21 protein-coding genes and 2 tRNA genes are annotated in these 24,876 nt (G+C 39.6%); 18 read left to right on the forward strand and 5 right to left on the reverse strand.

Annotated features, from left to right (window positions below; all coding sequences use genetic code 11):
- Window positions 1–10 precede the first annotated feature (10 nt).
- Window positions 11–1,903 (reverse strand): phosphoglycerate dehydrogenase, encoded by a 1,893-nt coding sequence (gene serA / locus SYJ56_RS08150; RefSeq protein ID WP_323833304.1) that lies wholly within the window; start codon window positions 1,901–1,903, stop codon window positions 11–13.
- A 340-nt stretch (window positions 1,904–2,243) separates the two neighbouring features.
- Here serA and SYJ56_RS08155 point away from each other — a divergent pair, with 340 nt between their 5' ends.
- The 3 genes from SYJ56_RS08155 to SYJ56_RS08165 all read left to right on the forward strand — a co-directional run bounded on the left by SYJ56_RS08155 (window position 2,244) and on the right by SYJ56_RS08165 (window position 3,429).
- A complete protein-coding gene (locus SYJ56_RS08155; protein WP_323833306.1) occupies window positions 2,244–2,762 on the forward strand; it encodes a DUF4920 domain-containing protein in 519 nt (172 codons plus the stop codon).
- Window position 2,763: 1 nt separating this feature from the next.
- Window positions 2,764–2,970: a hypothetical protein gene (locus tag SYJ56_RS08160; RefSeq protein WP_323833307.1), complete on the forward strand. Its 207-nt coding sequence runs from the start codon at window positions 2,764–2,766 to the stop codon at window positions 2,968–2,970.
- A gap of 84 nt (window positions 2,971–3,054) precedes the next feature.
- Entirely contained in the window at window positions 3,055–3,429 is a 375-nt protein-coding gene (locus tag SYJ56_RS08165; RefSeq protein WP_323833308.1) for a DUF983 domain-containing protein, read from the forward strand.
- Here SYJ56_RS08165 and SYJ56_RS08170 read toward each other — a convergent pair.
- On the reverse strand, window positions 3,423–4,961 hold the full coding sequence (locus SYJ56_RS08170; RefSeq protein ID WP_323833310.1) for a BCCT family transporter: 1,539 nt from the start codon (window positions 4,959–4,961) through the stop codon (window positions 3,423–3,425). The genes SYJ56_RS08165 and SYJ56_RS08170 overlap by 7 nt on opposite strands.
- A gap of 84 nt (window positions 4,962–5,045) precedes the next feature.
- On the opposite strand from SYJ56_RS08170, the gene SYJ56_RS08175 reads away from it, so the two are divergent.
- From SYJ56_RS08175 to SYJ56_RS08200, 6 genes are all read left to right on the forward strand, one after another.
- Window positions 5,046–5,426: a DoxX family protein gene (locus SYJ56_RS08175; protein ID WP_323833312.1), complete on the forward strand. Its 381-nt coding sequence runs from the start codon at window positions 5,046–5,048 to the stop codon at window positions 5,424–5,426.
- A 126-nt stretch (window positions 5,427–5,552) separates the two neighbouring features.
- A complete protein-coding gene (locus SYJ56_RS08180; RefSeq protein ID WP_323833313.1) occupies window positions 5,553–6,230 on the forward strand; it encodes a TetR/AcrR family transcriptional regulator in 678 nt (225 codons plus the stop codon).
- Entirely contained in the window at window positions 6,223–7,932 is a 1,710-nt protein-coding gene (locus SYJ56_RS08185) for a peptidase domain-containing ABC transporter (protein WP_323833314.1), read from the forward strand. The genes SYJ56_RS08180 and SYJ56_RS08185 overlap by 8 nt, the downstream gene beginning before the upstream one ends.
- Before the next feature lie 4 nt (window positions 7,933–7,936).
- The gene (locus tag SYJ56_RS08190; RefSeq protein WP_323833315.1) at window positions 7,937–9,292 is read left to right on the forward strand and encodes an HlyD family secretion protein; all 1,356 of its coding nucleotides are present in this window, start codon (window positions 7,937–7,939) and stop codon (window positions 9,290–9,292) included.
- Window positions 9,293–9,330: 38 nt separating this feature from the next.
- Window positions 9,331–10,677 carry a TolC family protein gene (locus tag SYJ56_RS08195; RefSeq protein ID WP_323833317.1) on the forward strand — a complete coding sequence of 449 codons (1,347 nt, stop codon included), beginning with the start codon at window positions 9,331–9,333 and terminating at the stop codon, window positions 10,675–10,677.
- Between the two features lie 45 nt (window positions 10,678–10,722).
- Window positions 10,723–11,007, forward strand: coding sequence for a DUF1330 domain-containing protein (locus tag SYJ56_RS08200; protein WP_323833318.1), 285 nt, complete (start codon window positions 10,723–10,725; stop codon window positions 11,005–11,007).
- Between the two features lie 69 nt (window positions 11,008–11,076).
- On the opposite strand, the gene SYJ56_RS08205 is transcribed toward SYJ56_RS08200, so the two are convergent.
- Complete coding sequence (locus tag SYJ56_RS08205; RefSeq protein WP_323833320.1) at window positions 11,077–11,712, reverse strand: peroxiredoxin; 636 nt, start codon at window positions 11,710–11,712, stop codon at window positions 11,077–11,079.
- 182 nt (window positions 11,713–11,894) lie between these two features.
- On the opposite strand from SYJ56_RS08205, the gene SYJ56_RS08210 reads away from it, so the two are divergent.
- From SYJ56_RS08210 to SYJ56_RS08235, 6 genes are all read left to right on the forward strand, one after another.
- Window positions 11,895–12,227, forward strand: a complete 333-nt coding sequence (locus tag SYJ56_RS08210) for an arsenosugar biosynthesis-associated peroxidase-like protein (RefSeq protein ID WP_323833322.1) — start codon at window positions 11,895–11,897, stop codon at window positions 12,225–12,227.
- A gap of 3 nt (window positions 12,228–12,230) precedes the next feature.
- Entirely contained in the window at window positions 12,231–13,283 is a 1,053-nt protein-coding gene (gene arsS / locus SYJ56_RS08215) for an arsenosugar biosynthesis radical SAM (seleno)protein ArsS (protein WP_323833324.1), read from the forward strand.
- A gap of 1 nt (window position 13,284) precedes the next feature.
- Window positions 13,285–13,884 carry a TIGR04282 family arsenosugar biosynthesis glycosyltransferase gene (locus SYJ56_RS08220; protein WP_323833326.1) on the forward strand — a complete coding sequence of 200 codons (600 nt, stop codon included), beginning with the start codon at window positions 13,285–13,287 and terminating at the stop codon, window positions 13,882–13,884.
- Window positions 13,885–13,972: 88 nt separating this feature from the next.
- On the forward strand, window positions 13,973–14,596 hold the full coding sequence (locus tag SYJ56_RS08225; protein WP_323833328.1) for a DUF6134 family protein: 624 nt from the start codon (window positions 13,973–13,975) through the stop codon (window positions 14,594–14,596).
- Complete coding sequence (locus SYJ56_RS08230; protein ID WP_323833330.1) at window positions 14,589–15,314, forward strand: TIGR04283 family arsenosugar biosynthesis glycosyltransferase; 726 nt, start codon at window positions 14,589–14,591, stop codon at window positions 15,312–15,314. The genes SYJ56_RS08225 and SYJ56_RS08230 overlap by 8 nt, the downstream gene beginning before the upstream one ends.
- On the forward strand, window positions 15,315–16,376 hold the full coding sequence (locus tag SYJ56_RS08235; RefSeq protein ID WP_323833331.1) for a VOC family protein: 1,062 nt from the start codon (window positions 15,315–15,317) through the stop codon (window positions 16,374–16,376).
- A gap of 6 nt (window positions 16,377–16,382) precedes the next feature.
- Here the strand turns inward: SYJ56_RS08235 and gap are convergent, their stop codons facing one another.
- Window positions 16,383–17,393: a type I glyceraldehyde-3-phosphate dehydrogenase gene (gap, locus tag SYJ56_RS08240; protein ID WP_323833333.1), complete on the reverse strand. Its 1,011-nt coding sequence runs from the start codon at window positions 17,391–17,393 to the stop codon at window positions 16,383–16,385.
- Between the two features lie 190 nt (window positions 17,394–17,583).
- Here gap and SYJ56_RS08245 point away from each other — a divergent pair.
- From SYJ56_RS08245 to SYJ56_RS08255, 3 genes are all read left to right on the forward strand, one after another.
- Window positions 17,584–17,655, forward strand: a tRNA-Glu gene (locus SYJ56_RS08245).
- A gap of 49 nt (window positions 17,656–17,704) precedes the next feature.
- Window positions 17,705–17,779: transfer RNA gene (locus SYJ56_RS08250), tRNA-Glu, on the forward strand.
- A gap of 182 nt (window positions 17,780–17,961) precedes the next feature.
- Window positions 17,962–21,381, forward strand: a complete 3,420-nt coding sequence (locus tag SYJ56_RS08255) for a HEAT repeat domain-containing protein (protein WP_323833334.1) — start codon at window positions 17,962–17,964, stop codon at window positions 21,379–21,381.
- 417 nt (window positions 21,382–21,798) lie between these two features.
- Here the strand turns inward: SYJ56_RS08255 and SYJ56_RS08260 are convergent, their stop codons facing one another.
- Window positions 21,799–24,840 (reverse strand): TonB-dependent receptor domain-containing protein, encoded by a 3,042-nt coding sequence (locus SYJ56_RS08260; RefSeq protein WP_323833335.1) that lies wholly within the window; start codon window positions 24,838–24,840, stop codon window positions 21,799–21,801.
- Between the last annotated feature and the right edge of the window lie 36 nt (window positions 24,841–24,876).

A 24,876-nucleotide genomic window follows, 5' to 3' on the forward strand; every position in this document is an offset into this window, starting at 1 on the left:
ATCATATTTCTTAATAAAGAACTCTAAATCGGATCGTGCCGGGAATGAGTTTCAATGCATTGATTGCTTCATTTGAATAAGCCTTGTCAATGTCTGTGATCACATATCCAATTTTCTCGTTTGTCTTTAGGTATTGACCAACAATGTTGATTTCGAAGTTCGCCAAGATCTGATTGATTTTTGCCAAAACACCCGGCTCGTTCAAATGAATATGAATAAGTCTATGCGCATTTTGTAAGAAAGGCAACTGAATATTAGGGAAGTTGACGGAGTTGTATGTATTGCCCGTATTGATGTATTCCATGATTTTGCCGGGTACAAATCGGGCAATGTTCTCTTGTGCCTCCAGCGTGCTACCACCTATATGAGGAGTCAAGATTGTATTGGGTAAGCCAATCAATTCAGAAACGAATGGCTCTTTATTGTTCTTAGGTTCTTCGGGGAATACATCGAAAGCACAACCTGTTAATCTTCCAGAAAGGATCGCGTCACGAACAGCTGGGATTTCTACCACATGGCCACGACTTAGATTTACTAAGTAGGAGCCGGGCTTCATTTTCTCTATTTTCTCTCTGCTCAGGATATTATGATTTTCTTTTCTGCCATCTACATGAAGAGAAATAATATCGCATGTTTCAAGCAATTCGTCCAGAGAATTGACTTTCGTGGCATTACCAAGGGCTAGCTTTTCTATGACATCATAATAGAACACATTCAGTCCCATATTTTCTGCAAGGACTGAAAGCTGAGCGCCGATATTTCCATAACCTATAATGCCTAGTTTCTTACCTCTGATCTCGAAACTTCCTGATGCAGATTTGTCCCACTTACTATCATGCATGGAAGCGGTTTTATCTACAAAATTTCTCATCAAGAAGATAATTTCTGCGATGGCCATTTCCACCACTGATCTGGTGTTGCTGAAAGGAGCATTGAATACCGCGATTCCTTTTTCCTGACAAGTTTCCAGATCGATCTGATTAGTTCCGATGCAAAATGCACCTACAGCGATCAGTCTATTGGCATTCTCCAATACCTTTTTGGTGACATTGGTCTTAGAGCGAATTCCTAGAATAGAGACAGTTTTGATTTTTTCGCAGAGTTCTTCTTCTGACATGGCAGAACTTACAACTTCAACTTCATAACCTTCTTCGTTGAGTAAATCGACACCGATTTGGTGGACATTTTCAAGGAGCAGTACCTTGATTCTGCTTTTTGGGTAAGAGAATTTCGTATTCAAATTATTGACGTATAGGATTTCATCCAAACTTGGCGCTATATGATCTGCCTCTTTGGTTACTTTAGGACGGTTAACATTTTCAGTGAATGCATAAAACTTATTGGCCAGGCCAGATTTTTTGATTTCATAATCTGTGTAACCATCACCGATCACGTAGATTTCTCCTTCAAGATTGATTTTTTTGATGGTTTCCGCTTTTCCATTATTCTGAGAAAGTGGATTATCACGATTGAAATCTACGATATTATCCGATTCATCGTAGACAAATTCATTAGCAAAAACATTGTCTTGATGGATACCATAATCTGCCACGATAGGAATGATAAAATCTTTGAAGCCATTGGAAACGATGTAGATGTTCTCTGAATTATCCTGAAGGAATTCTTTGTTTCGTTCAAAGGACTTGGAAACTTTTTTCTTTAAAGCAGCGATCAAATCGGTTATTTGAGATTTGCTGGCTTTAAGGATATCGATTCGTTGGATCAAACTGTCACGAAAGGTCACATTACCCTCCATGCCTTTATCAGTAATGTCCTTAATGGCTCTTAGTTTTACCTCCCTTTCGGGATCGTTTAGAAGGCTTATTTCTCCCAGAATATCCAGGGCTTCTACTTGAGTGAAGGTGCTATCAAAATCAATAATGAACTTTGTAGGATGAGGCATGTGCAGGGTCAATAGGTTAATTTGAATGCAAAATTACAGGATTGTTAAAAAAATTGAAGTTTTATTGAAAAAATTGTTTCAAATCTTTTTCGCAATCGATCTTTTCGTAATAAATAGAGCAAATAGACAGGAATTTTGAATTAGCAGAAGTTTGCCAAACATTCACACTTTTCTTTTTCTCTCCGATTCTTAAGCGTATTTTTGGGCATTAATCTAATAATGCTATGAAATCGAGCATGTCGCAAGTGACACACGGAGGAATGATTATCATACATGAAAGATTCTCCCGAATCGAGTTCGGGACGAGCTATCTGACGATTGAAAAACAAAAAATATACAGATGAAAATTCCCCATTTAGTTGTACTCGCATTTGGTATTGCGCTTAGCACTGCCTGTCAAAATCAGAAGTCTGAAACAGTAATTGAGGGAGCAGAAACGGAAGTAGACGCTGCTGACACAATTCCTGGAAATTATGGTGCTGATCTAGAAGTAGCAGGAGTAGTTTCTCCAGCGGAGATGATTTTAGTTGTTGAAAAAGAAGGGGATTTCGAGGGAAAAATTTCTGGAGAAATTAAAGAAGTATGTACCAAAAAGGGTTGCTGGCTTACAATGGATCTTCCTAATGGAGAAAGCATGCGAGTGACTTTTAAGGATTATGGTTTTTTTGTTCCGACTACTTCTCAAGGATATCCTATCATTTTGGAAGGTGTGGCAGTCTTGACGGAGACAGATGTAAAAACATTGAGGCATTATGCTGAAGATGAAGGCATGAGCAAAGAGGAAGTGGATGCGATCACTGAGCCTAAGCGAGAGATTACCTTTGAAGCAGTTGGCGTGGTGATTAAAGATAAAGCCTAATATGCCGATAGCGCTTGATAACCTACGAGTAGGTAGAAAATATCAACTAGTAAACATGGGCGAAGTCAGGCAAGTCGAGATTGTCGCTCGTTTGCGTGGTACAAATTTTAAAGTCAAAGATCTTGATACCCTTGAATTCTATACCATCGAAGAACTTCTTCAATGGGGAATAGGTAAGGATTATGATATTGATGAGATCTTTCGATAGAAATTAGTACAGAGTTTCCTTCCCATTTCCAAATCCTTTCCCATGATGGCAAGGCATCCAAATCATTTCTTTTTCTAATCAGATATGAGTAATAAAAGTACTATCAAAGCTATTGCGGGGGCTAAATGTCCTCAGTGTCACGAGGGGGATTTATTTTCTGTTCCAGTGTATAGTTTCCGGAAATTGTCCGATGTCAATAAATCTTGTTCGGTTTGCGGTGCTAACTTCCATGCTGAGCCTGATTTTTTCTATGGTGCAATGTATGTGAGTTATGCCTTCTCGGTAGCGCTGGTAATCACTACAATGGTGGTGTTGAATGTGCTGATGGTTAGGCCTGAGCTTTGGATGTATCTTACTACTGTGGCTGTCTCTAATGTGATTCTGATGCCATTGATGCTTCGCTATTCTAAAGTGTTATACCTATATAATGTGGGTAAATTGAAATATCGAGGTTATTGATCGGATAGATATTTTTTGGGAGAAATCAGCATCATCAGGAGGCATACAGAAACTAGAAGTAGGAAAAATAAAGCTGGTAGTCCGCCAATTACAGACAGAATCCGCACACCGTCTATTCCAGAATAAGTGATCATCACCCAGGATAGAAATCCGATCAACACACCCCAGAGAACTTTCAGATTGGTATCTGATCGGAACGGATCTCCATCTTGCTTTTTCATACTAATACTTGCCAAAGCATCAGTGCTGGAATCAGCAGCTGTGACATAGGATATGAAAATACCAAGAATGAATAGCTGAGCAAAGATTTTGAAATATCCCATGTCCTCAAATACTTTATAGATGATAGATTCGGGACCGGAATTTTGAAAAAGGTTTTTGTAAATCTCAGGACTTTTCGAAGCAAAATCCAGTGTAGTTCCTCCAAAAATCCCCATCCAAATCAGACAAAATAGAGCAGGTAAAAACCAGTTTACCAATAGAAATTCCCGGACTGTCCTGCCCACAGCTATCTTCCCTAGGAATAATGCGGTCATTGGTGCCCACGCCATCCACATAGCAAAATTAAAAGTGGACCAATCGTACGTCCAGCTGTTTCCCGCTCCACTTAGCTGTAGACTTAAGTCAGTGAAATTTGAGCCGTATTTGGTGAAACCCGTCAGAATCGAGTTTAGAATTTTACTTTTTTCCCCTAAAACCACAAATAGAAAAGCGATCAGAAAAAAGAATCCCAGATTGAATAATGAGAGGTTTTTTATTCCCTTCTCAATGCCTGTAGATGCTGAAATGATAAATGTAACCAAGATCCCTAAGGTTATAAATCCGGTAAGGAATGTGGGATTTAACTTTGGGAAAAGGGCCAGAAAACCACCGGAAAGACTGAGTATTCCTGCTCCAAGTGCTGCTGCCATTCCTGTCACCAAAGCGAAAAGACTAAACATATCCAGTCCTGTTTCCCAAAACCTATGAGGTGAACTGCCAATCATAGGCCTGAGCATGATGCTAAGACTAAATCGGCTTTTGCCAGAGTAAAACATCAAGGCAAACACCAAGGCTGGCACAGCGTAAATAGCGTACGGAGTAAAACCCCAGTGAAAGTATAAAGCTCCCAATGCGAACGACTTAGCTTCTTCTGAATTTGCTTGAAATCCTTTGAAGTCCGGCGGGAAAAGAAAATGGGATAGTGGCTCTGCACTTCCCCAAAACAAGATGCCTATAGCGATGGTTGTACAGAGGACTATTGCAAACCAGCTGATTCTATTCAATCTTGGGACAGCTGAATTACCACCGATTCTGTAATTTCCAAGTGGCGAAAAGAACACAGCTATTGTCAGCAAAGTCATAACAAACGAAACCCAACTAAAACCCAATGAAAAGTTGGTGAGTATACTTTGTTGTATATACCTGAATGCGGATATAAACGAATCAGGAAATAAAATACTGCTGAAAACAGCAAGTATTAATAGAATGAATGGAGGCCAAAATACCCAAGGACGAATATTAAATCTGAAAAAAGATGTGCTTTTTGCCATTGAATAAGTAAGATACCAGAATTTGATGTTCCACAATAATCAATTATCCCACCCAAATAAAGTTAAGAATAAGCGAATTGTCATATGAAAAAACTCAGAATTATAGGTCTATATGTAATGGCAGTTTTTTATTCGCTAGCCGGTCTCAATCATTTTGTTAATCCTGATAGCTATCTCGGATTGATCCCTGAATACCTTCCAAATCATTCTCTATTAAACTTAATTGCAGGAATTTGTGAAGTTGGATTTGGAATAGCACTTTTATTTCCTTCCTCTAGAAAATGGGCTGCATGGGGAATTATCCTGATGTTACTAGCTTTTATTCCAGCTCATGTTTACTTTATCGAGCTCAATTCATGTATTGAAAATGGGATTTGTCTGCCACCATGGACAGGTTGGTTTAGGTTGATAATCATCCACCCGCTGTTGATTGCATGGGCTTATCTTTATACCCGAAGAATTTAATTTGCAGTCATTTACATTATACCAAATCAATTGAAATTCACTATTTGTTAGTAATACTAACTTTTTGAAAGATTTGTTAACTTTTCTTAAGATTAAGCGTTTCTATCATAATTAAAGGACTTTTCTATGGAGAATCTATTAAATACTATGAAGATGGAGGTACATGATAACCTTTATCTGAAGGAACCTTTTAGCTCCGAATTAGGTAGTTCCATAGTGCAGGAGGGAGCTACGTTAATACGGGATTTGGGGATGGAGCACTTTACATTTAAGAAACTTGCAAATCATATTGGAGTGACAGAGGCGGCAGTTTACCGTTACTTTGAGAATAAGCATATGCTGTTGCTTTACCTTACTGCTTGGTACTGGGCATGGATGGAAGTTAATTATGTGTATGCTACTGCAAATCTAGAAAGTAGTGAAGCTCGCTTGTCTATTGCTATGAAACTTATGGTTAATGGACCTTTTTTTACTAGAAATATGCATATCAACCCTGAGGATTTACGAAATATTGTGGTCAACGAATCTCTCAAAGGCTACTTAACCAAAACGGTAGATGTAGAGCACGAAAGCGGGATTTTTGCCCAAGTTTATAATTTTGGTCAGCGAATATCCAATTTGATTTTTGAAATAAACCCTTCATATCCTTATCCGAAAACCTTGGCTTATACCGTCATTGAGTCCAGTTTACTTCATGCATTCAATGCAAAGCACTTGCCCGGTATGACTGAGCAATCATTAGACGCTAAAAATCGTCTGGTCTTTTTTGAAAATATAATTCTAAAGGCAATTTCAAATGAATAATACAAATACAATGACTCCAATAAAGCGATTTTTTAATCTGCTGAAAGAGGAGAAGGATCAGGTATATTCCATATACTTTTATGCCATATTGAATGGACTGGTAGCATTATCTCTACCGCTTGGAATTCAGGCAATTTTGAATTTTGTTTTGGGCGGAAGGATTACTACTTCTTGGGTAATCTTAGTGCTAATAGTTGCCGCAGGTATAGCTTTTGGGGGCTTCCTACAAATTTCCCAGTTGCAGATTACAGAGAAACTGCAGCAAAGAATATTTGCCAAATCAGGGCTATCTCTTGCATATAGACTTCCAAAGATAAAATCTGAACTTTTCCATGGAACTTATGCTCCAGAGGTTGTTAACCGATTTTTCGATACAGTAAATCTCCAGAAAGGGGTGTCCAAGATTTTAGTGGAATATTCCACTGCGTTAATTCAAGTGATTTTTGGGCTGATTTTATTGTCATTTTATCATGCCACTTTCATTTTATTTGGGATAGTGCTTTTTATTATCTTAGTGACCATATTTTATTTCACGAGTCCCAAAGGCATGTCTACTGCGATTAAAGAGTCTACATATAAATATGAGACAGCTTTTTGGCTAGAAGAAATTGGGAGGACGCTTAATACATTTAAGCTCGTTGGTGGAAATTCCAGATTACCAATTCTTCGTGTTGATGAGCTCCTGAAGCACTATTTGGAGTTTAGAATCCATCATTTTTCTGTATTGGTTTTTCAATACAAAGTACTTATTGGTTTTAAGGTGTTGATCGTAACCAGCCTTTTGATAGCGGGCAGTTTACTATTGATCAATGAGCAAATCAGTATTGGTCAATTCGTAGCAGCAGAAGTTATTATACTGATGGTGGTCAATGCAGTAGAGAAATTGATTCTTTCGTTGGAGACGGTTTATGACACCCTTGTAGCATCAGAGAAGTTAGGTAAGGTCATGGATATGGAACTTGAAGATCATAATGAGTCCGAAAAGGATATCACTTCACAATCTTCAGGAATCAAACTTGCAATGGAAAATGTGATTTTTCAACCTAGGGATGTGAATAAACCTATTGTGAATGGAGTTTCAATTACGATAGAGCCGGGTACAAAAGCAGTAATTACAGGCAAAAGTGGTAGTGGTAAAAGTGCAATGCTTGCTCTCTTTTCAGGATTGTATGAAAGTTATAAGGGCCAAGTGAAAATAAATGATCTCCCTTTGGAGATGATTCATTTGGATAAATATAGATCTGTGGTTGGTGATTGTATGGAATTGCAGCAGATTTTCCATGGTACCATAGCTGAAAATATTTTGGTAGGTCGTGATATTGATCAGAATCAGTTGGCATTTCTCATAGAATTGGTAGGGCTTAAGGATTTTATATTCCAATTGCCTGACGATTTAAAAACCATGCTTCTTCCAGAAGGAAGAGGATTGTCTAGAAAGCACGCACAATCGATTATGCTAGCTAGAGCACTTGTGGGAGAACCTCAGGCGATGATATTAGAAAATGCGCTTCAACATATAGACAATGATGTAAAAGAACGTGTAAAAACTCATTTGTTTGGAGGCAAGTGGACACTATTGATGGTCACCCAAGATCAAGAAGTAATTAAGCAAGCTAATCAGGTAATCGTAATGGATGAGGGAAATATTATCTACCAAGGAAATCAAGCAGGATATCAAAATTTTTTAACCCTTAACTCTTAAGACTATGTTAAACATCTCTGAAAATGTAATCAAAGATAGGAGCCCATTTGACCAAACAGAAAGTCTCAAAATGACTGTTGCAAGTGAGCAGAAGAGGAAAAGGGTTAGAATCCTTTTTGTGTCCTGTTGTGTTGTGTTTCTTATGCTATTTGTCCCATGGACGCAGTATATCCGGTCAAAAGGCTATGTTACTATGCTTCAGCCTGAACATCGTGCTCAGACCATTCACTCGGTAATAGCAGGTAGAATCGATAAGTGGTATGTAAGCGAAGGAGCTTTCGTAAATAAGGGAGATACTATCATCAGTATTACTGAGGTGAAAGATGAGTATTTCGATTCCTTACTGTTACCTAGGACGCAGCGTCAAGTTGACGCCAAGAATCTTTCCGCACTCTCTTATAAAGAAAAGGTAAGGGCTCTAGACAGCCAGATAGCGGCTTTGAAGCGAAATAACATCTTAAGAAAAGAGCAAGCGAGGAATAACCTTGAAATGGCTGAATTAAAAGTAGAGTCTGACAGCATCCGTTTTGAGCAAGCTAAAGTCAATTATGAAATAGGTATTAAGCAGCTTGGAAGAGCAGAAAAACTCTACGAGGAAGGTTTAAGATCTCTCACAGATTTAGAAACACGAAGGTTGAAATTTCAGGAAGTTCAGGCAAGCGTAATTGGTGCAGAGAATAGCTTGTTGAGTAGTAAAAACTCACTCATTTCAGCGGTACTTGAGTTAGATGCTATTGACAATGATTTTAAAGATAAGTTGTCTAAAGCTGAATCGGAGATGTTCACAGCTCAGTCAAGTCAATACGATGCGGAAGGCTCTGCCACGAAACTTGAAAATCAATACTCCAACTATGAAGCACGGAAAGGATTCAGACATATTTTGGCTCCTCAGGATGGTTTCATAGCTGAAGCCATTCAGGTAGGTCTAGGCGAAACGATAAAAGAAGGAGATCCTATAGTCAATATTGTTCCATCCAATGGTGAACTTGCTGTGGAGATGTATATATCTCCTGTTGATCTGCCATTGATGGTAGTTGGGAAAAAAGTACGCTTCATCTTTGACGGTTGGCCAGCAATCGTCTTTTCAGGTTGGCCTAAGTTGTCCAATGGTACTTTTGGTGGGGTAATCGTAGCAATAGATAAGTTTGCTGGAACGAGTAATCAATTTAGAGTATTAGTGGCTGAGGATCCTGAAGAGCAATCATGGCCTGAAGTATTGCGCGTAGGGTCTGGAGCTGATGGAATCGCGCTTCTCAATGATGTGCCTGTCTGGTATGAGATCTGGAGACAGCTCAATGGATTCCCAGCAGACTACTACACTCGAAAGCAGAAGGAGAATATAGCAGAGGGAAAGAAATGAAAAGACTGCTATTTACTTTCTTACTAATTACTTGCAGCATGAATCTTCATGCTCAAGGTACTGATACCTTAGCATTTGATACTTATTTGGATTGGGTGAAATCCTATCATCCACTTTCTGCTCAAGCAGATATAATGCTTACTATGGGAGATATGGAAGTCCGGACAGCCAGAGGTGAATTTGATCCCTTGCTTTATGGTAATTTGGACAAGAAAAGCTACGACGAAAAGACGTATTACGATAAGCGAGAAGCGGGAATTTCTATCCCAACCTGGGCTGGTATTGAGCTTAATGGGGTATTTGAACAGAATTCAGGGCAATATCTTAATCCAGAATACTCTGTTCCATCAGGAGGGTTATTATCCGCAGGAGCATCCTTAAATCTTGGGCAAGGGTTGATTTTGGATGATAGGAGAGCAGGTTTGCGGAAGGCTCAGATATACCAGCAATCCACAGAATCAGAGCGAAAAAGGCTGCTGAATGAATTATACCTTCAAGCAACAGGAGCATATTGGAGTTGGTCTTTAGCCTACGCAAATAAAGAGCTGCAAGCAGAAGGGGTAGAGCTGGCAAAAACAAGATTTAGGGGGGTGAAAATCAGCTACGAGCAAGGTGACTTCCCAGCTATAGATACCGTAGAAGCAGCAACTCAACTTTTGAATAGAGAATACAATCTTCAGCAAGCTGAAAACGAGCTCTTTATGCGAACTCAGGAGCTTAACAATTTTCTTTGGGATGATTCTGGGAATCCCATAGCCTTAGATTTTCAAGTAGTTCCTGAGAATTTGTATTCTGACCAATTACTTTTCTTGAATGAAGAAGAACTTCGAGTCCTCGTTGCTGATCACCCGGAATTAATGCTGGTAGATTATGAATTGGCCACTCTGGATGTGGAAAGGCAACTTAAGGCTCAGCAGATTATTCCTGTTGTAAAACTCAAATACAATTTCCTTACTGAAAATCTTAATCAATTTGAGCAATCCAGTTTTTTTGAGAATGATTATAAATGGGGGCTTACAGTGTACACTCCATTGATGTGGAGAAAGGCGAGAGGCGGGATGCGTCTGGCAGAGGCTAAAATAGATTTCAAGGAAAACTCCAGAGAACTTAAAGAACTTCAGCTTCGCACAAAGCTCGAAAATGAACTGAATACCTGGAGAGCATTAAATTCTCAGATCAATACATACACCCGAAATGTTGCTGCGTTGCAAATGCTACTTCAAGGTGAATTAAGACGCTTTGAGATTGGAGAAAGCAGTTTGTTTTTGGTGAACAGCAGGGAAGTAGCTGTTTTCAGTGCACTAGTCACATTAAATGAGTTACTTTCCAAACGGAAGATTTCCTATGCCAAAACTAGATTTGCAGCCGGTGTCGGGTTTGAATGATCCCGATAATTGAAGTAAATTTACTTATAACCAAAATCTGATCTTATGCCTGCATTTGTCATAGTTGAAGTAGATATCACAGATCCTGAAAAATACAATGAGTATAAGCAACTCACGCCAGCAACAGTTTCAGCTTATGGAGGGAAGTTCGTCCTTCGTGGTAATCCTGTGAAGGTGCTGGAAGGAGAATGGAACCATGAGCGATTGGTAATGCTTAAGTTTCCTACAAAGGAGAAAGCTGAAGCTTGGTACAATTCTGAAGGTTACCAACATGCTAAATCGGTCAGAGAGGGTGCTGCTAATGCAAAATTCCTCTTGGTAGAATCGTAAATCTCTCTAAGGATAGACAATCAAAAAAGGCTTTCATTTGAAAGCCTTTTTTGATTGAAAACCAGATGATTATAAGTCTGGCTGGGGAGTCATTCTTAGGTAAGGTTTGATGACTTTGTGTCCTTTAGGAAACTTGGCAGGGATATCTTCATCCTTGATCGCTGGAGCGATCACTACGTCCTCACCTTGCTTCCAGTTGGCTGGCGTAGCTACTGAGTAGTTAGCAGTCAATTGCAAAGAATCAATGACGCGGAGTAATTCTTCAAAGTTTCTTCCGGTGCTAGCTGGGTAGGTGATCATCAATTTGATCTTCTTATCAGCGCCAATCACAAATACCGATCTCACTGTAAAATTTTCACTGGAATTAGGATGAATCATATCATAGAGATCAGCAATCTTTCTATCTGGATCTGCGATGATAGGGAAATTGACCTCTGTGGCTTGAGTTTCATTGATATCCGAAATCCAGCCCTTATGGCTGTCGAGTCCATCCACACTCAACGCCATCACTTTCGTGTTTCTCTTTGCAAACTCATCCTTGAGTTTCGCTACAGCTCCGAGCTCTGTAGTACATACTGGAGTATAATCCGCTGGGTGGGAAAATAAAATTCCCCATCCGTCTCCTAAATACTCGTAAAAATCAATTGTTCCTTCTGTGGTGTCGGCCGTAAAATTTGGGGCCTCGTCGCCTAGTCGTAATGCCATGTCGTTTATTGTTTAAAAGTTCTATTTTGAATACGTTGAATATAACGTTCAGCAATTCATTCAGTTCCTAATTTCCAAAATCTTTGACAAAAAATCATGTAACCTAAACCCATTTTGTAAAATGTGAGTTGTAAGTCCAACTAACACTATTACTTCGTAACTACACTAAAACTAAAACTCCCATGAAAACTTATTATAATCCGGAAGATCTTAAGAAATTTGGCAAAATAGGGGAATTTCAAAAGCCTCTAGCTGACAAGTTTTTTGATTACTATGGAGAGGTCTTTGCAGAAGGTGCACTGACTGCCCGTGAAAAATCTTTGATCGCACTTGCGGTAGCTCATACTATCCAATGTCCTTATTGCATTGATGCCTATACCACCGATACTATGGAGAAGGGCTGTGACGAGGAGCAAATGATGGAGGCCGTACATGTGGCAGCAGCTATCAGAGGAGGAGCGTCGCTCGTACATGCTACTCAAATGATGAATAAAGTGAAGGAAATCTCTATGTAATCAATGAAATCTCTTAAAGCACAAGATCACCCATTATCCAGTTCAGAAGCAGAAATTCATCTCTTAGAAAGCGATATGCCAAGCTTTTCTGGAGATCGTTTTGCTGCTGAACTTAAGAAAACAAATCTCTTTCCTTTAAAACCAACCCAGATAGATATTCTACAGATCAATCTGGGTAAAATGTGTAATCAGGTCTGCAAACATTGCCATGTGGACGCAGGGCCTGACCGTAAAGAAATCATGACAAGGGAGACCATGCAGCAATGCCTTGAGGTCATACGAAATCATGAAATCACAACAATTGATCTGACTGGTGGAGCACCGGAAATGAATCCGGACTTTCGATGGTTTATAGAAGCTATCCGCTCAATAGATTCTGATGTGAATATAATCGTGCGCTGTAATCTTACGATCATTTTGGCAAACCCGAAATACCACGATCTGCCTGAGTTTTTCAGGGAACATAGAATTGAAATTGCATCTTCATTGCCCTATTTCACTGCAATGAAAACGGATTCCCAGCGTGGGGATGGGGTTTTTGACAAATCTATCAAAGCGCTCAAACTTTTGAATGCGCAGGGGTATGGGATAGAAGGAACTGGATTGATTTTAAATCTGGTATATAACCCTTCTGGAGCTTTTATGCCAGCAGCCCAAAGTGGTTTGGAAGCAGAATTCAAAAAGCGACTCTCTTATAAATTTGGAATTACATTTAACTCTTTATTCACCATTACCAATCTTCCGATAAGTAGATTCTTGGAATATTTGCTGAGAAGTGAAAATTATGTGGAGTATATGGAAAAACTAATTGATAGTTACAATCCCGTGGCCGCTGCCGGAGTCATGTGTAGAAATACCATCTCAGTAGGTTGGGATGGGCATTTGTATGATTGTGATTTCAATCAAATGCTAGAACTTAAGGTTACTTCTGAAGATTCTCAGCATATCAAAAACTGGAACAAAAGGTCACTGACTGAACGAGAAATTATAGTCAAAAATCATTGCTTTGGATGCACTGCTGGCGCCGGATCAAGTTGTGGAGGAACTACTACATAGCATGAAAGATGCACTAATCATTTTTCAAAAGAATGCGGAGCTTGGCAAAGTAAAAACAAGGCTTGCTGCTACTATCGGAGATCAAGCAGCATTTGATGCTTATCAACTTTTGGTCAATTACACGCATAAAATAACATCACAAAGTCCCGTACAGAAGATTGTTTTCTTTTCAAATCATCTGGAGGAAGATTTATCGAAATATCCCGCTGACTATAGATTTGAATTGCAGTCAGGTGAGGGTTTGGGAGAAAAAATGAGCTGCGCATTTGAACAGCTTTTTAAAGAGAATTATGATCGATTAATAATAATAGGAACGGATTGTGCAGAGATTACTGCAGAACTTATTTCTGTAGCATTTGACAAATTAAAAGAAAGTGAAGTAGTCATCGGGCCAGCACATGATGGAGGATATTACTTGCTTGGTATGAGGAAATTTATTCCTGGTTTATTTGAGGGAATTCCTTGGAGCACTGATCAAGTAGCTGAACTTTCGATGGATTATTTAACTTCAAATAACTATTCCTATGCTACACTTCCCGTCTTATCTGATGTAGATTTACAGAAAGATTGGGAAAGATTTGAATCGAAATTGACTAAGTAGCTTGTAATACTAAGTTTACTATCCTCTTTGGAAGTATGCTTGTTTATGATAGAATCATCCCATTTTCCCTCATTAAATTATAGCCTGAATGAAACTTATTAATACAAAGTTTTCACCAATATTTTTGGTTTGCTTCGTCCTGGGTATAGGAGGAATTAACTCTGTATCTGCTCAAAAGGTGGTTAATGACTATGATATTGTGCTTGCTGGGTTCACTATTGGCAATATGAAAGCCCACAAAATCACTGAAGGAGCATCAGAAGACTATCAAATTCACAGTAAAGTTGAGTTCTGGTTTTTTGGTAAAATCCATGTGGAGTTTCTACAAAATGTAAATTTCCAAAATGACCAATTAATGAAAGCTACGACTAAATCAGATTCGAATCGAGGCAACTTTGTAACAACTGTCAATTGGAATAAGGATCATTATGACGTAGATGCCAATTCGTATAAATTTCATAATGAAGAGTCGATTGATCAGGCTGTCTTTGGTACACCAGCTAAACTATATTTTCACGAGCCTAAAGATGGTGATGAATTGATTTCAGAGAATTTCGGAATGCTCACCAAAGTGATAGAGCTTGAGAAAGGCGTGTATGAAATCGATGTAAATGGTAACACCAATACTTTTCATTATGAAAATGGGATTTTGCAAAAAGTAGTACTTGAAAATAACCTTAAAAATTACTCGATAAAACGTAAAGTTGACTGATACAGACAAAATCTCTGTAATTATTCCCTGTCTAAATGAGGAAGTGAATCTAAAAGAATTGATTCCTTATCTTATAAAATATGGCGATGGAGTGATTAGTGAAATTATTGTTGTAGATGGGGGCTCACAAGATAATTCCATAGCTGTTGCTAAATCTTTCGGCGCGTTTGTGGTACAATCGCCAATCTGTAATAGAGCTGCACAATTAAACTTGGGTGCTCAACATGCTAGAGGCTGTATTTTTTACTTTCTGCATGCTGATACCAGACCCGTTAAGGACTTTGCAAAAGTGATTCTAGCCAACGTTGCGAAAGGAAAAAATGTGGGCTGTTTTTGCTATCGATTTGAAAGTGACTGTACCCTTCTAAAATTCAATTCATGGTTTACACGTTTTAATGGAGTTTTCTCTGGAGGAGGCGACCAATCTCTATTTATTAAAAGATCATCTTTTGAAGCTTTAGGCGGCTATGACGAATCATTTTGTATTATGGAGGACTTTGAACTGGTAAGTAGAATTCGTCAAACATATGATTTTCATGTTCTTCAAGATGAAATGACTGTTTCCGCTCGCAAATACAAAGGAAATAGTTGGGTAAAGGTGCAGCTGGCTAATTTGACAGCTTTCTCTCTTTTTTTGTTAAAAGTTAAGCCAGCGTCAATCAAAAGTTTATATTTAAATTTTTTAAACCAAAAGAATAAAAAGCATAACAGTAGTTGAATGAATAAAGCAACAATCAACGGAATCCAGCAAGTTGGGATAGGGGTAAAAGATGCAAACGAGGCATGGGCTTGGTACAGGAAAGCATTTAAGATGGATGTGCCGATCTTTCAAGACAGTGCTGAAGCTAAATTAATGACTCGTTATACTTCTGGTAAGGTAGAAAGCAGACATGCTATCCTTGCCTTGAATATGCAAGGAGGCGGCGGATTTGAGATTTGGCAGTATACCTCAAAAGAGCCACTGGCATCTGAGCAAGAACTTACTTGGAAAGATTTGGGAATCTTGGCAGTGAAAATGCGCTGTCATAATATCCAAAAAACCTATACTCACCTAAAAAGTGTAGGAGCTGTCATGCTTGGTAAACCTTTTAAAAACCCATTAGGGGTTTGGCATTTTTATGTAAAAGACCCTTTTGGAAATACATTTGAACTGATTGAAAATGGCTCTTGGTTTAGCAAAAATAAGGATCTTACAGGTGGTGTATTAGGAGTTGTAATCGGGGTTTCATCTGTTGATGAGGCGTTGCCTGTTTATCAAAAGCATTTAATGCAAACGGAGATCCTCTGCGATAGAAAGGGTAAATGGGATGATTTTGCTCAATTAGGAGAAGGGGACTCAGAATATAGAAGAGCTATTCTACAGGGTTCATCCACTATGACTGGAGCCTTTGGGAAACTATTCTGTCAGACGCAGATTGAATTAATAGAGACTCAAAGCCAACCTCGGAATAAAGCCTTTGAAAATAGAAATTGGGGGGATTTAGGCTTTATTCATTTATGCTTTGACGTAAACGGCATGGGAGAGATCAAAGATAAACTTGCGCAAGACGGAATAGAACTTACCGTAGATAGTGGAAATGAATTTGATATGGGGAAAGCTGCTGGAAGATTTTCTTATTTAGAAGATCCTGACGGCACCTGGATAGAAATGGTAGAAACCTTCAAAGTTCCAATCATGGAGAAATTAGGGTGGTATTTGAACTTGAATAAAAGAGATAACACCAAGAACCTTCCAAACTATATAGTAAAACTTCTTTCTCTCAACAGGGTAAAAGCGTAGACTCACTTATTTATGTGACATCAGGCGGGCCAGGTCGACCAAACGGTTGGCATAGCCCGCTTCATTATCATACCATCCTACAAGCTTTATCATTTTGCCCTTTGCTGAAGTGAGAGCAGAATCAATAATGCAGGAATGCGGATTACCTATTATATCAATAGATACAATAGGTGAGTCCTCAACTTCAAGAAATCCCTTCAAATAGCCCTTGCTTGCTTCTCTGAAAGCCGTATTTATCTGATCCTCGGTGACTTCTTCTTTCAGTTCCAGGATCATATCAGTCAAGGAACCGTCGGGTACAGGTACCCTCATCGCAGAAGCCTCTATTCTGCCTGCCAGCTCAGGCAATATTTCATCCAATGCTTTACCAGCATTGGTAGTCGTGGGGATGATCGAATATGCAGCTGCTCTAGCTCTTCTTAGATCACGATGCGGGGCATCATGGAGGTTTTGATCATTAGTGTAAGAATGGACAGTAGAAGCGAATCCTTTGACTACCCCGAAAATATCATCCAGCACTTTCACCATAGGAGCTAAGCAATTCGTAGTACAGGAAGCATTGGAAACAATTCTTTCATCGCCAGTTAAAATGGAATCATTCACTCCCAAAACCACCATTTTGATAGTTGGATCTAGGGAAGGAGCAGAGATAATTACTTTTTTTGCGCCTGCTGTCAAATGCTTTTCTGCACCATTACGATCTGTAAATCTCCCTGTACATTCGATGACTATATCAATAGCTAAACTTTCCCATGGAAGTTTTTCAGGATCGGAAAGTCCAAATAGCTGAATTTCATGTTCATTAACTTTAAGAATCGAGTCGTGAAGTTCAATTGTGCTCTCTGATTTACCGTGAATTGAATCGTATTTCAGCAAATGGGCGATGGCAGTTTGATCCGCTAAATCATTAATAGCGACAAGTTTAAACCCTTTTTTTTCTAGGATTAGTTTTGCTGTGTATCTGCCTATTCGTCCAAAACCGTTTATAGCAATTTTGATCTCTTTAGTTGGTTGCATACGTAGTTTTCAAATGGGGAATCAAAAATAGGAAAATCATCCACAAACCCTTCTAAGAAAATTTTATTCCTTTTAGATCAGCTTTTTAGCTTAAATCAACAGAAATTTTTGAGGCCAAATTGGTTTTAAAAACATAAGCCTCTATATTTGCACAACCATTTGAAAAAGCAAGTTTTTTATGGTCATTAATGGTCGGTTCGTCTAGGGGTTAGGACGTATCCCTTTCACGGATAAAACACGGGTTCGATTCCCGTACCGACTACATTGTCGCCTGAATTACAGGAAGTTGTGAGATATTTTTGATTTAGTATGGTCGGTTCGTCTAGGGGTTAGGACGTATCCCTTTCACGGATAAAACACGGGTTCGATTCCCGTACCGACTACCAAGACGTTTAAGCTCAATCCCTGCTTTGTCTTAAGAAATTTTTGTTTTATGGTTGTTAGTGGTTAAAGTGAACAAAATCCCGATCCTTGGTCGGGATTTTTGTTTTTACAGCCTTTTTTATTAATGGCTAGAAAGCCATTTTTTATTTTGTTAATTTCAAGATTGGAATAATAAAATTAACCTATGCCTCAACCCAAAATTAAACTTCACTTCGCCAAAATTATTTTGGCCGCATCAATTCCCCTTTTGATTTCTTGTAGTAAGACTGAAAAAGTGGATCTCCGAGAACGAACTTTGACCCAGGAAGAAATTGCTCCTATGGTACAGGCAGCTGAAGGAGCAGTTAACCCTACACTTAGTCCTGGGCTTAAGCTTTCCTTATGGGCAGTTGACTCGCTTGTTTATGATCCGATTTCGATCCAGGTAACTGACGATGGTAGTTTGTATTATACACGTACCAATCGACAGAAAAACTCTGAATTTGATATTAGAGGACATCAAGAATGGGAAATAGAATCTATAAGTCTTCAAACTATCGAAGAAAAAAGAGCTTTTCTCCAAAAGACGCTATCTCCCGAAATGTCTGATAAAAATACTTGGCTTGGTGATGTGAACGGTGACGGATCACATGACTGGCGGGATATGACAGTTGAAAGAGAAGAGCTATATCGCCTTGAAGACAGAGATGGTGATGGTCTTGCAGACTATTCGCAGATCATGGTTCAGGATTTCAATGATGTGACTACGGATGTTGCCGGAGCTTTGTTGAAATTGGAGGATAACCTATTTGTAGGAGTAGGTCCGGACGTATGGAGACTTACAGATAATAATGGTGATGGCATTATGGATGAGAAAGAGTCAATTTCTCATGGCTACGGCATTCATATCGGTTTTGGAGGACACGGAATGTCTGGGCTTAAATTAGGGCCAGATGGTAGAATCTATTGGGGAATTGGAGACATTGGTTTCAATGGAGTAGGGCCAGATGGCACTGAATGGAAATATCCAAATAGAGGAGTAGTAGCACGTGCAAATCCTGATGGAAGTGATTTTGAGATTTTCGCTATGGGCGTAAGAAATACGCATGAGTTTACTTTTGATGTATATAACAATTTAATTTCCGTCGATAATGATGGAGATCATGCAGGAGAAAGCGAAAGACTAGTTTATCTAGTTAACGGTTCGGATACGGGCTGGAGAACCAACTGGCAATTTGGGAAATACCGTGATCCGGATAACAATACCTACAAGGTCTGGATGGACGAAAAATTATATCTTCCCAGACATGAAGGTCAGGCAGCTTATATCACTCCAACCATACAAAACTACATTAATGGCCCAACCGGAATGGTGTATAATCCAGGAACTGCTCTAGCAGAAAAATGGAAAAATACTTTTTTTGTAGCCTCTTTTGTAGGCAATCCAACTAGATCCGGAATTCACGCTTTCAAACTGGAGCCTGACGGGGCTTCATTTAAAATGTCTCAAACAGAGAATATCATGTCAGGTGTTCTGGCAACAGGTTTGGACTTTGGCCCGGATGGCTCGCTATATTTTGCCGATTGGATAGAAGGATGGAGTACCAAAAACTACGGACGCATTTGGAAAATTGAGGATGAAGGTGGGGCTGACTGGGAAGCCAAAAAGATCACTGCTCAGGTAATGAAAACTGATTTCAAAACGCTTACTGATGAAGCATTAAGCGGCTATTTGGGAGATGAGGACATGCGAATCAGAAGGAAAGCCCAGTTTGAACTAGCTAAAAGAGGTGATGATGGTGCTGAAGTATTCCAAGCGGCAATAGATCAGAAATCTAATCAATATGCGAGAATTCATGCCATCGTAGGCTTCAGCCAATTGGCAAGAATGGAGAAAATGGACTACGCAGATGCTTTGATTCCTTTACTGAAAGACAACGATCCTGAAATCAGAGCTCAGGCTGCTAAGTGGCTTGGAGATATAAAATATGAGAAAGCCGGTGCAGAGCTGATGCCGTTATTGACTGACAGTGAAATCCGGGTTAGATTCTTTGCCTCCGAAGCGTTGGGAAGAATCGCCTACGAACCTGCACTTGATGGTTTGATCGGAGTATTGGAAGCTAATAATGACGAAGACGCATTTTTACGTCATGCAGCAAGTTTAGCCTTGGCAAGAATCAACAAGAAAGAGGCGATTATTGCGCTAGCTTCTTATCCTTCCAATGCGGTTCGTCTTGGAGCTGTCTTGGCACTACGTAGAATGGCAGATCCTGGGATTACAGCATTCTTGGCTGATGAAGATGAGTACATCGTTACAGAGGCTGCCAGAGCGATCAACGATGATTTCTCCATAGAAGATGCACTTCCAGTGTTGGGAGATCTTTTAGTAACTACAAGCTTTGAAAATGAACCATTGATTAGAAGAGCAATCAGTGCAAACCTGAGAGTTGGAACACAGAAGTCAATGGATAATCTTAAGTCCTATATTGCTAAGCCAGGGGTAAATTCCATTTTGAAAGCAGAGGCTATTGCCACCTTGGGTACCTGGGCTAAGCCTTCTGTACTTGATCGTGTAGACGGGAGAAATCGTGGAAGTGTAGAAAGAGAACTTGCTCCAATACAGGAGTCAGTAGAAGCCACCTTGATAGGGGCCTTGAATGATAGAGATGAAGTAATCCGGGAAGCTGGAGTAAAAGCAATCGGAAAATTAAAGATTGCTGATGCTGAATCGAAACTGGTTTCCTTACTTAAAAATGATCAATCTGAAAATGTACGGGTAGCTGCAATATTGGCACTTTCGAATGCTAATCCTGAATCTATTTCAGAACCTATAGAAATAGCTATGAAGGATAATTCTAGAGCAGTACGCGTAGTAGGTTTGGATTTATTGACCAAAACAGACATTTCTCAAGACTTAATGGTGAATTTGCTACAGGACGTAATTCAAAACAGAACAACTGACGAAAAACAGGCGGCACTACTAAGTCTTGGAAATCTTGAAAATTCAGCTGAGCTTCCACTATGGAATACACTCTTGGATGATCTATCCAAAGATAAATTACCAAACGAAGTATTGATCGAATTGGAAGAAGCCATTGATGCTACGAAATCACCTGAATTGAGAACCAAATATGACCAGGTGCAAGAAACGCGTACAAATGGAGATTTGGTGGCACTTTATAGTGGAGCACTCGAAGGTGGTAGTGTAAGAGCTGGGAGGAATATATTTTTCCAAAATCAAACAGCCCAATGTATTCGCTGCCATGGCTACGATGATATGGGAGGAGTGGCTGGTCCACACTTGAATGGTGTGGCTAATAAAGTCACAAAAACAGAACTTCTGGAAGCGTTGATTGATCCAAGTAAGCGATTGGCGCCAGGTTATGGTTTTGTTCAGCTTAAGCTGAAAGATGGAACTGCTGTCAATGGAACCTTAATGGAAGAGCAAAAAGACGGCTTAGTTATAAAAGTAGGAGCTAAGCCTGATACGTTGATCATGAATAGCAATATTGCAGAGCGTACGAATTCACCATCAAGCATGCCTGATATGAAAGCGCTGCTGAGTAAAAGAGAAATTAGAGATTTATTAAGCTTCCTCAATACCATGACTAAGGAATGGGAGTGAGAAATCTGAATTTCAATTAACTTCATACAGGGATCATCACTTTTGTGGTGATCCCTTTTTGTTTCAGGCTCGGAATGCCTTGCTACATAAATCAAGTATTCTGTTGTTTTGAGCTTTTATTTGAAGCTAAAGAGTGAAAGCTTATACTTGGCTTTTCTAAACGATCATGAATTACCTAGGTAAATACTGAGGCAAATGACAAGTCCAATTTCACTAAGCTCTACTCGGATACTTCCCGGATTTTTTAAGTGGGCTTGGTACACTTGCGGAAAATAAGATCAAAGATGTATAACAAGAGCTCTATCATCCCGCAATTTCCCTTTTAGAACTATTGGTCTTTTGCAGTTCGTGAGATAAAACAAAAAGAGCTATCCCGGTTTTGGGATAGCTCCATGTTAGATTTGGTTGTGCAATTGGTTAATTCAAGAACTCATCAAATGTCAAACTTACAAAATACATCGTTCCCACAGTTGGGTTACCCCAAGCTTGGGTGTAGCCATTGCTGAATAAGTTAGAGCCACCTACTTTCAAAATTGACTTGATGCTTTTCAATTTGTAGCTCACTTGAGCATCGAAAGTACCGTAGGCAGGAATTATCCCTAATTGTCGGGTGGAAACAGCTGGATTTACAAAAGAGGATTGCCATGCGAATTCCCCTTGCCATCTGTATGCTACCGCAAAGCCAAGATTATCTATAACTTCTCTATTTGCGAAATTCAAGACATAACGATACTCAGGAGTATTGAAACTAGGCTGGAAACCTGTCTCTGCTAACTCATCCAAGTTGGAGAGTGTATTGAAAGAAACATTTCCTCCGATAGTATATCCTTTTGGAAGTCTGTAATCCAAACTAGCGGCCCAGCCCCAAGATTTGATAATCTCAGTTCTGTTTACAGGCATGGAATAAACTTTTCTGCCTCCAGGACCAACACCAATTAGATTTAAGCCTGTTAAAGGATTGGGACCAGCTAGGCCGGTATCCGATGCATCTTGAACTAATACTTGGCTACCATTGAAATTTTCAAATCTATTGAAATATGCGTAAGCATCAACCAACAGATTTTGTCCCCAAATTCCTTTGTAACCTACTTCAAAAGATTTCACCCGCTCAGGCTTGAATTCTTTGACTTCGTAGGGCTGCAGTTGACTAATATTTGCTCCTGCGGCATTCACAGGAACTAGTTGAGCTGCAATTCCAGGCACTAGAGTTGGTACAAGTGCTGCGATAGCTGCAGGAGCTTCGCTTGGAGGTATATTTCCAGCTTGAACCTCTCCAGTTACATAAATAGTAGCTTGTTCGATTGCTATGGTGGTAGCTTGCTGAATACTCTGTTGATACACTGGAGAGTCAGGTTGTGTATCAGCAGCGACTGCACCACCATAGCTAGTTACATTAGCAAGAGTATAACCAGGATTTGCATTCAAATTATAGCGATCTGCAAAGAATGGCAATCCTCCAATCAGTCGGGCTTGTGGTGTATTTAGATCAATGTACTGATCCTGGTTAGTTGGAATCCGGAAGCCAGTCTGGTAGGAAGCTCTGAAGTTGTGGTTTCCTTCTGTAAATACCCCAGATAAACGAGGAGACCATTGTCCTTCAAAGTTCTCGTTTTTATCATAACGAGCGGATGCCGTCAGTTTGAATTTATTGTTGAACAGTTTTTTCGAACCTTGTACATACCCTCCATATTCTTGGATATTGAACTCATTTCCGCTTTCGTCCAAGGCAAATATTGTCCCATTTGAATTCAAGTCATAAATTCTATAATTGGCACCTACTACAAACTCAGCAAATTTGATTTGCTCTGAGAAATTGTAAGATCCTTCAAAGTGATACAGATTACTGCTGTCAACAAACTTTGCCCCGACACCATTTTGATCACCTGGAATAGGTCTTGAAGAAACACCATTCAAGGCATTTTGGAATTCAGAAGTTCCAGGCATATACCTTCCCTGATCTGCAAAAGCCCTAGCAGCTAAGTGAGCCTGATTTGCTGGAAGACCCCCTCCAATAGCTTGTGCATAAGCCCCTACGTATTCTGGAAACCACTGGGTGCTTGCTTTCCAAGCTTCATTGATGCCTTGTGCAGCAGTACCTACTGCAAATGCATCACCAGATCTTTCTTGGGTAGTATAGGCTCTGAGGTACCAATTTGACGCTCTCAATTCAGCTTTGTATTGTCCCATCATAAAATCTTTTAGGGAATATCTGTCTGCTCCGGTGTAAACGGTAGTTCCAAATCCAAGATTACCTTGAAGGACAGCTTCAACATTATCGTTGATTCTATAATGAAGTGCCGCGTTTAATTTTACCGACTTGGTGCCATAATCAGCTATATCTCTCTCCATATAGCCAGTTCTAGAAACCGCCATGCTTGGAATTAAGGGAAGTGCTGCTTCTGGCAGAACCCCGGCATTTACCATAGATTGCGCTACAGCTAACATATTCACGTTGGTTTCATCTCCGTACATATTCACTCCATTATAAGCGGGGTTATTTGAGGTAGTTCCAGTTTGAAGAGTAGAGCCATTTAAAAGAGATTGATCCCGGAAATCATTTGCCTGCCAATCATCTGCTGTTAGATATTCGAAATTCACCTTGAAGGCAAACTTGTCACTTATAGCTTTGGCATATCTAGCGCTGAAATTATAGAAACCAGTAGATGCTTTAGATCTACCACTTTCATCCATGATGCCTGTTTTTACGCTTGCGGATAGTCCTTGGTACAGAAATGGACTTTTTGAATTCATCAGCAAAATACCATTGATGGCATTCGGACCATAGAGTGCTGAGGAAGCGCCTGGTAATAATTCTACACTTTCTAGATCGAGCTCTGAGATACCTACTATATTTCCTACAGAGAAATTCAATCCGGGAGCTTGATTGTCCATTCCATCGATTAGCTGAACTGTTCTTACGTTTCCGTTAGCATTAAATCCACGCGTATTAAAGGATTTGAATAGGAGGGATTGTGTACTCATTTCTACACCTTTCATGTTATTTATCGCATCATAGAAACTTGCTTGAGGAGCATCGCGAATAGCGATAATATCCATTTTTTCTACTGATACAGGAGATTGAAGCACACTTTCTTCTACTCTTGATGCAGATACAACGACCTCTTGACCCAGAATGGCGGATTCTACAAGTTGTATATCCAGTGAAGATTGTCCACTTGTTATCTCCACTTCTTGGGTATTGTAACCCACCATTGAAAATACTAGCGTTAATGGTGGCTCCTGATTAACATTTAAAGAGTACTTACCAGTGAGATCGGATATTGTTCCGACTACCTTTCCTTTCACCAAAATATTGACGCCAACTAGGGTCTCTTTGGTTTCTGCATCGGTTACTGTGCCAGAAATGGTTGTCTGGCTAAAAACCTTGCTTGCCGTTAGGGAAACCAGGAGCGTTAGTAAGAACACTGAGGTCCTGATTTTTGATGTAAAATTGCTCATAGGCTATTTTAGTTAATATTAGGGTTTATTGAATTT

Origin of the sequence: Algoriphagus aurantiacus, assembly GCF_035156405.1 — a bacterium.
GTDB classification, from domain to species: domain Bacteria; phylum Bacteroidota; class Bacteroidia; order Cytophagales; family Cyclobacteriaceae; genus Algoriphagus; species Algoriphagus aurantiacus.

What these genes read in the sequence shown, in the direction of transcription:
- serA (WP_323833304.1), bottom strand. Translation starts at nt 1,903, where the DNA reads ATGCCTCATCCTACAAAGTTCATTATTGATTTTGATAGCACCTTCACT.
- SYJ56_RS08155 (WP_323833306.1), top strand. Translation starts at nt 2,244, where the DNA reads ATGAAAATTCCCCATTTAGTTGTACTCGCATTTGGTATTGCGCTTAGC.
- SYJ56_RS08160 (WP_323833307.1), top strand. Translation starts at nt 2,764, where the DNA reads ATGCCGATAGCGCTTGATAACCTACGAGTAGGTAGAAAATATCAACTA.
- SYJ56_RS08165 (WP_323833308.1), top strand. Translation starts at nt 3,055, where the DNA reads ATGAGTAATAAAAGTACTATCAAAGCTATTGCGGGGGCTAAATGTCCT.
- SYJ56_RS08170 (WP_323833310.1), bottom strand. Translation starts at nt 4,961, where the DNA reads ATGGCAAAAAGCACATCTTTTTTCAGATTTAATATTCGTCCTTGGGTA.
- SYJ56_RS08175 (WP_323833312.1), top strand. Translation starts at nt 5,046, where the DNA reads ATGAAAAAACTCAGAATTATAGGTCTATATGTAATGGCAGTTTTTTAT.
- SYJ56_RS08180 (WP_323833313.1), top strand. Translation starts at nt 5,553, where the DNA reads ATGGAGAATCTATTAAATACTATGAAGATGGAGGTACATGATAACCTT.
- SYJ56_RS08185 (WP_323833314.1), top strand. Translation starts at nt 6,223, where the DNA reads ATGAATAATACAAATACAATGACTCCAATAAAGCGATTTTTTAATCTG.
- SYJ56_RS08190 (WP_323833315.1), top strand. Translation starts at nt 7,937, where the DNA reads ATGTTAAACATCTCTGAAAATGTAATCAAAGATAGGAGCCCATTTGAC.
- SYJ56_RS08195 (WP_323833317.1), top strand. Translation starts at nt 9,331, where the DNA reads ATGAATCTTCATGCTCAAGGTACTGATACCTTAGCATTTGATACTTAT.
- SYJ56_RS08200 (WP_323833318.1), top strand. Translation starts at nt 10,723, where the DNA reads ATGCCTGCATTTGTCATAGTTGAAGTAGATATCACAGATCCTGAAAAA.
- SYJ56_RS08205 (WP_323833320.1), bottom strand. Translation starts at nt 11,712, where the DNA reads ATGGCATTACGACTAGGCGACGAGGCCCCAAATTTTACGGCCGACACC.
- SYJ56_RS08210 (WP_323833322.1), top strand. Translation starts at nt 11,895, where the DNA reads ATGAAAACTTATTATAATCCGGAAGATCTTAAGAAATTTGGCAAAATA.
- arsS (WP_323833324.1), top strand. Translation starts at nt 12,231, where the DNA reads ATGAAATCTCTTAAAGCACAAGATCACCCATTATCCAGTTCAGAAGCA.
- SYJ56_RS08220 (WP_323833326.1), top strand. Translation starts at nt 13,285, where the DNA reads ATGAAAGATGCACTAATCATTTTTCAAAAGAATGCGGAGCTTGGCAAA.
- SYJ56_RS08225 (WP_323833328.1), top strand. Translation starts at nt 13,973, where the DNA reads ATGAAACTTATTAATACAAAGTTTTCACCAATATTTTTGGTTTGCTTC.
- SYJ56_RS08235 (WP_323833331.1), top strand. Translation starts at nt 15,315, where the DNA reads ATGAATAAAGCAACAATCAACGGAATCCAGCAAGTTGGGATAGGGGTA.
- gap (WP_323833333.1), bottom strand. Translation starts at nt 17,393, where the DNA reads ATGCAACCAACTAAAGAGATCAAAATTGCTATAAACGGTTTTGGACGA.
- SYJ56_RS08255 (WP_323833334.1), top strand. Translation starts at nt 17,962, where the DNA reads ATGCCTCAACCCAAAATTAAACTTCACTTCGCCAAAATTATTTTGGCC.
- SYJ56_RS08260 (WP_323833335.1), bottom strand. Translation starts at nt 24,840, where the DNA reads ATGAGCAATTTTACATCAAAAATCAGGACCTCAGTGTTCTTACTAACG.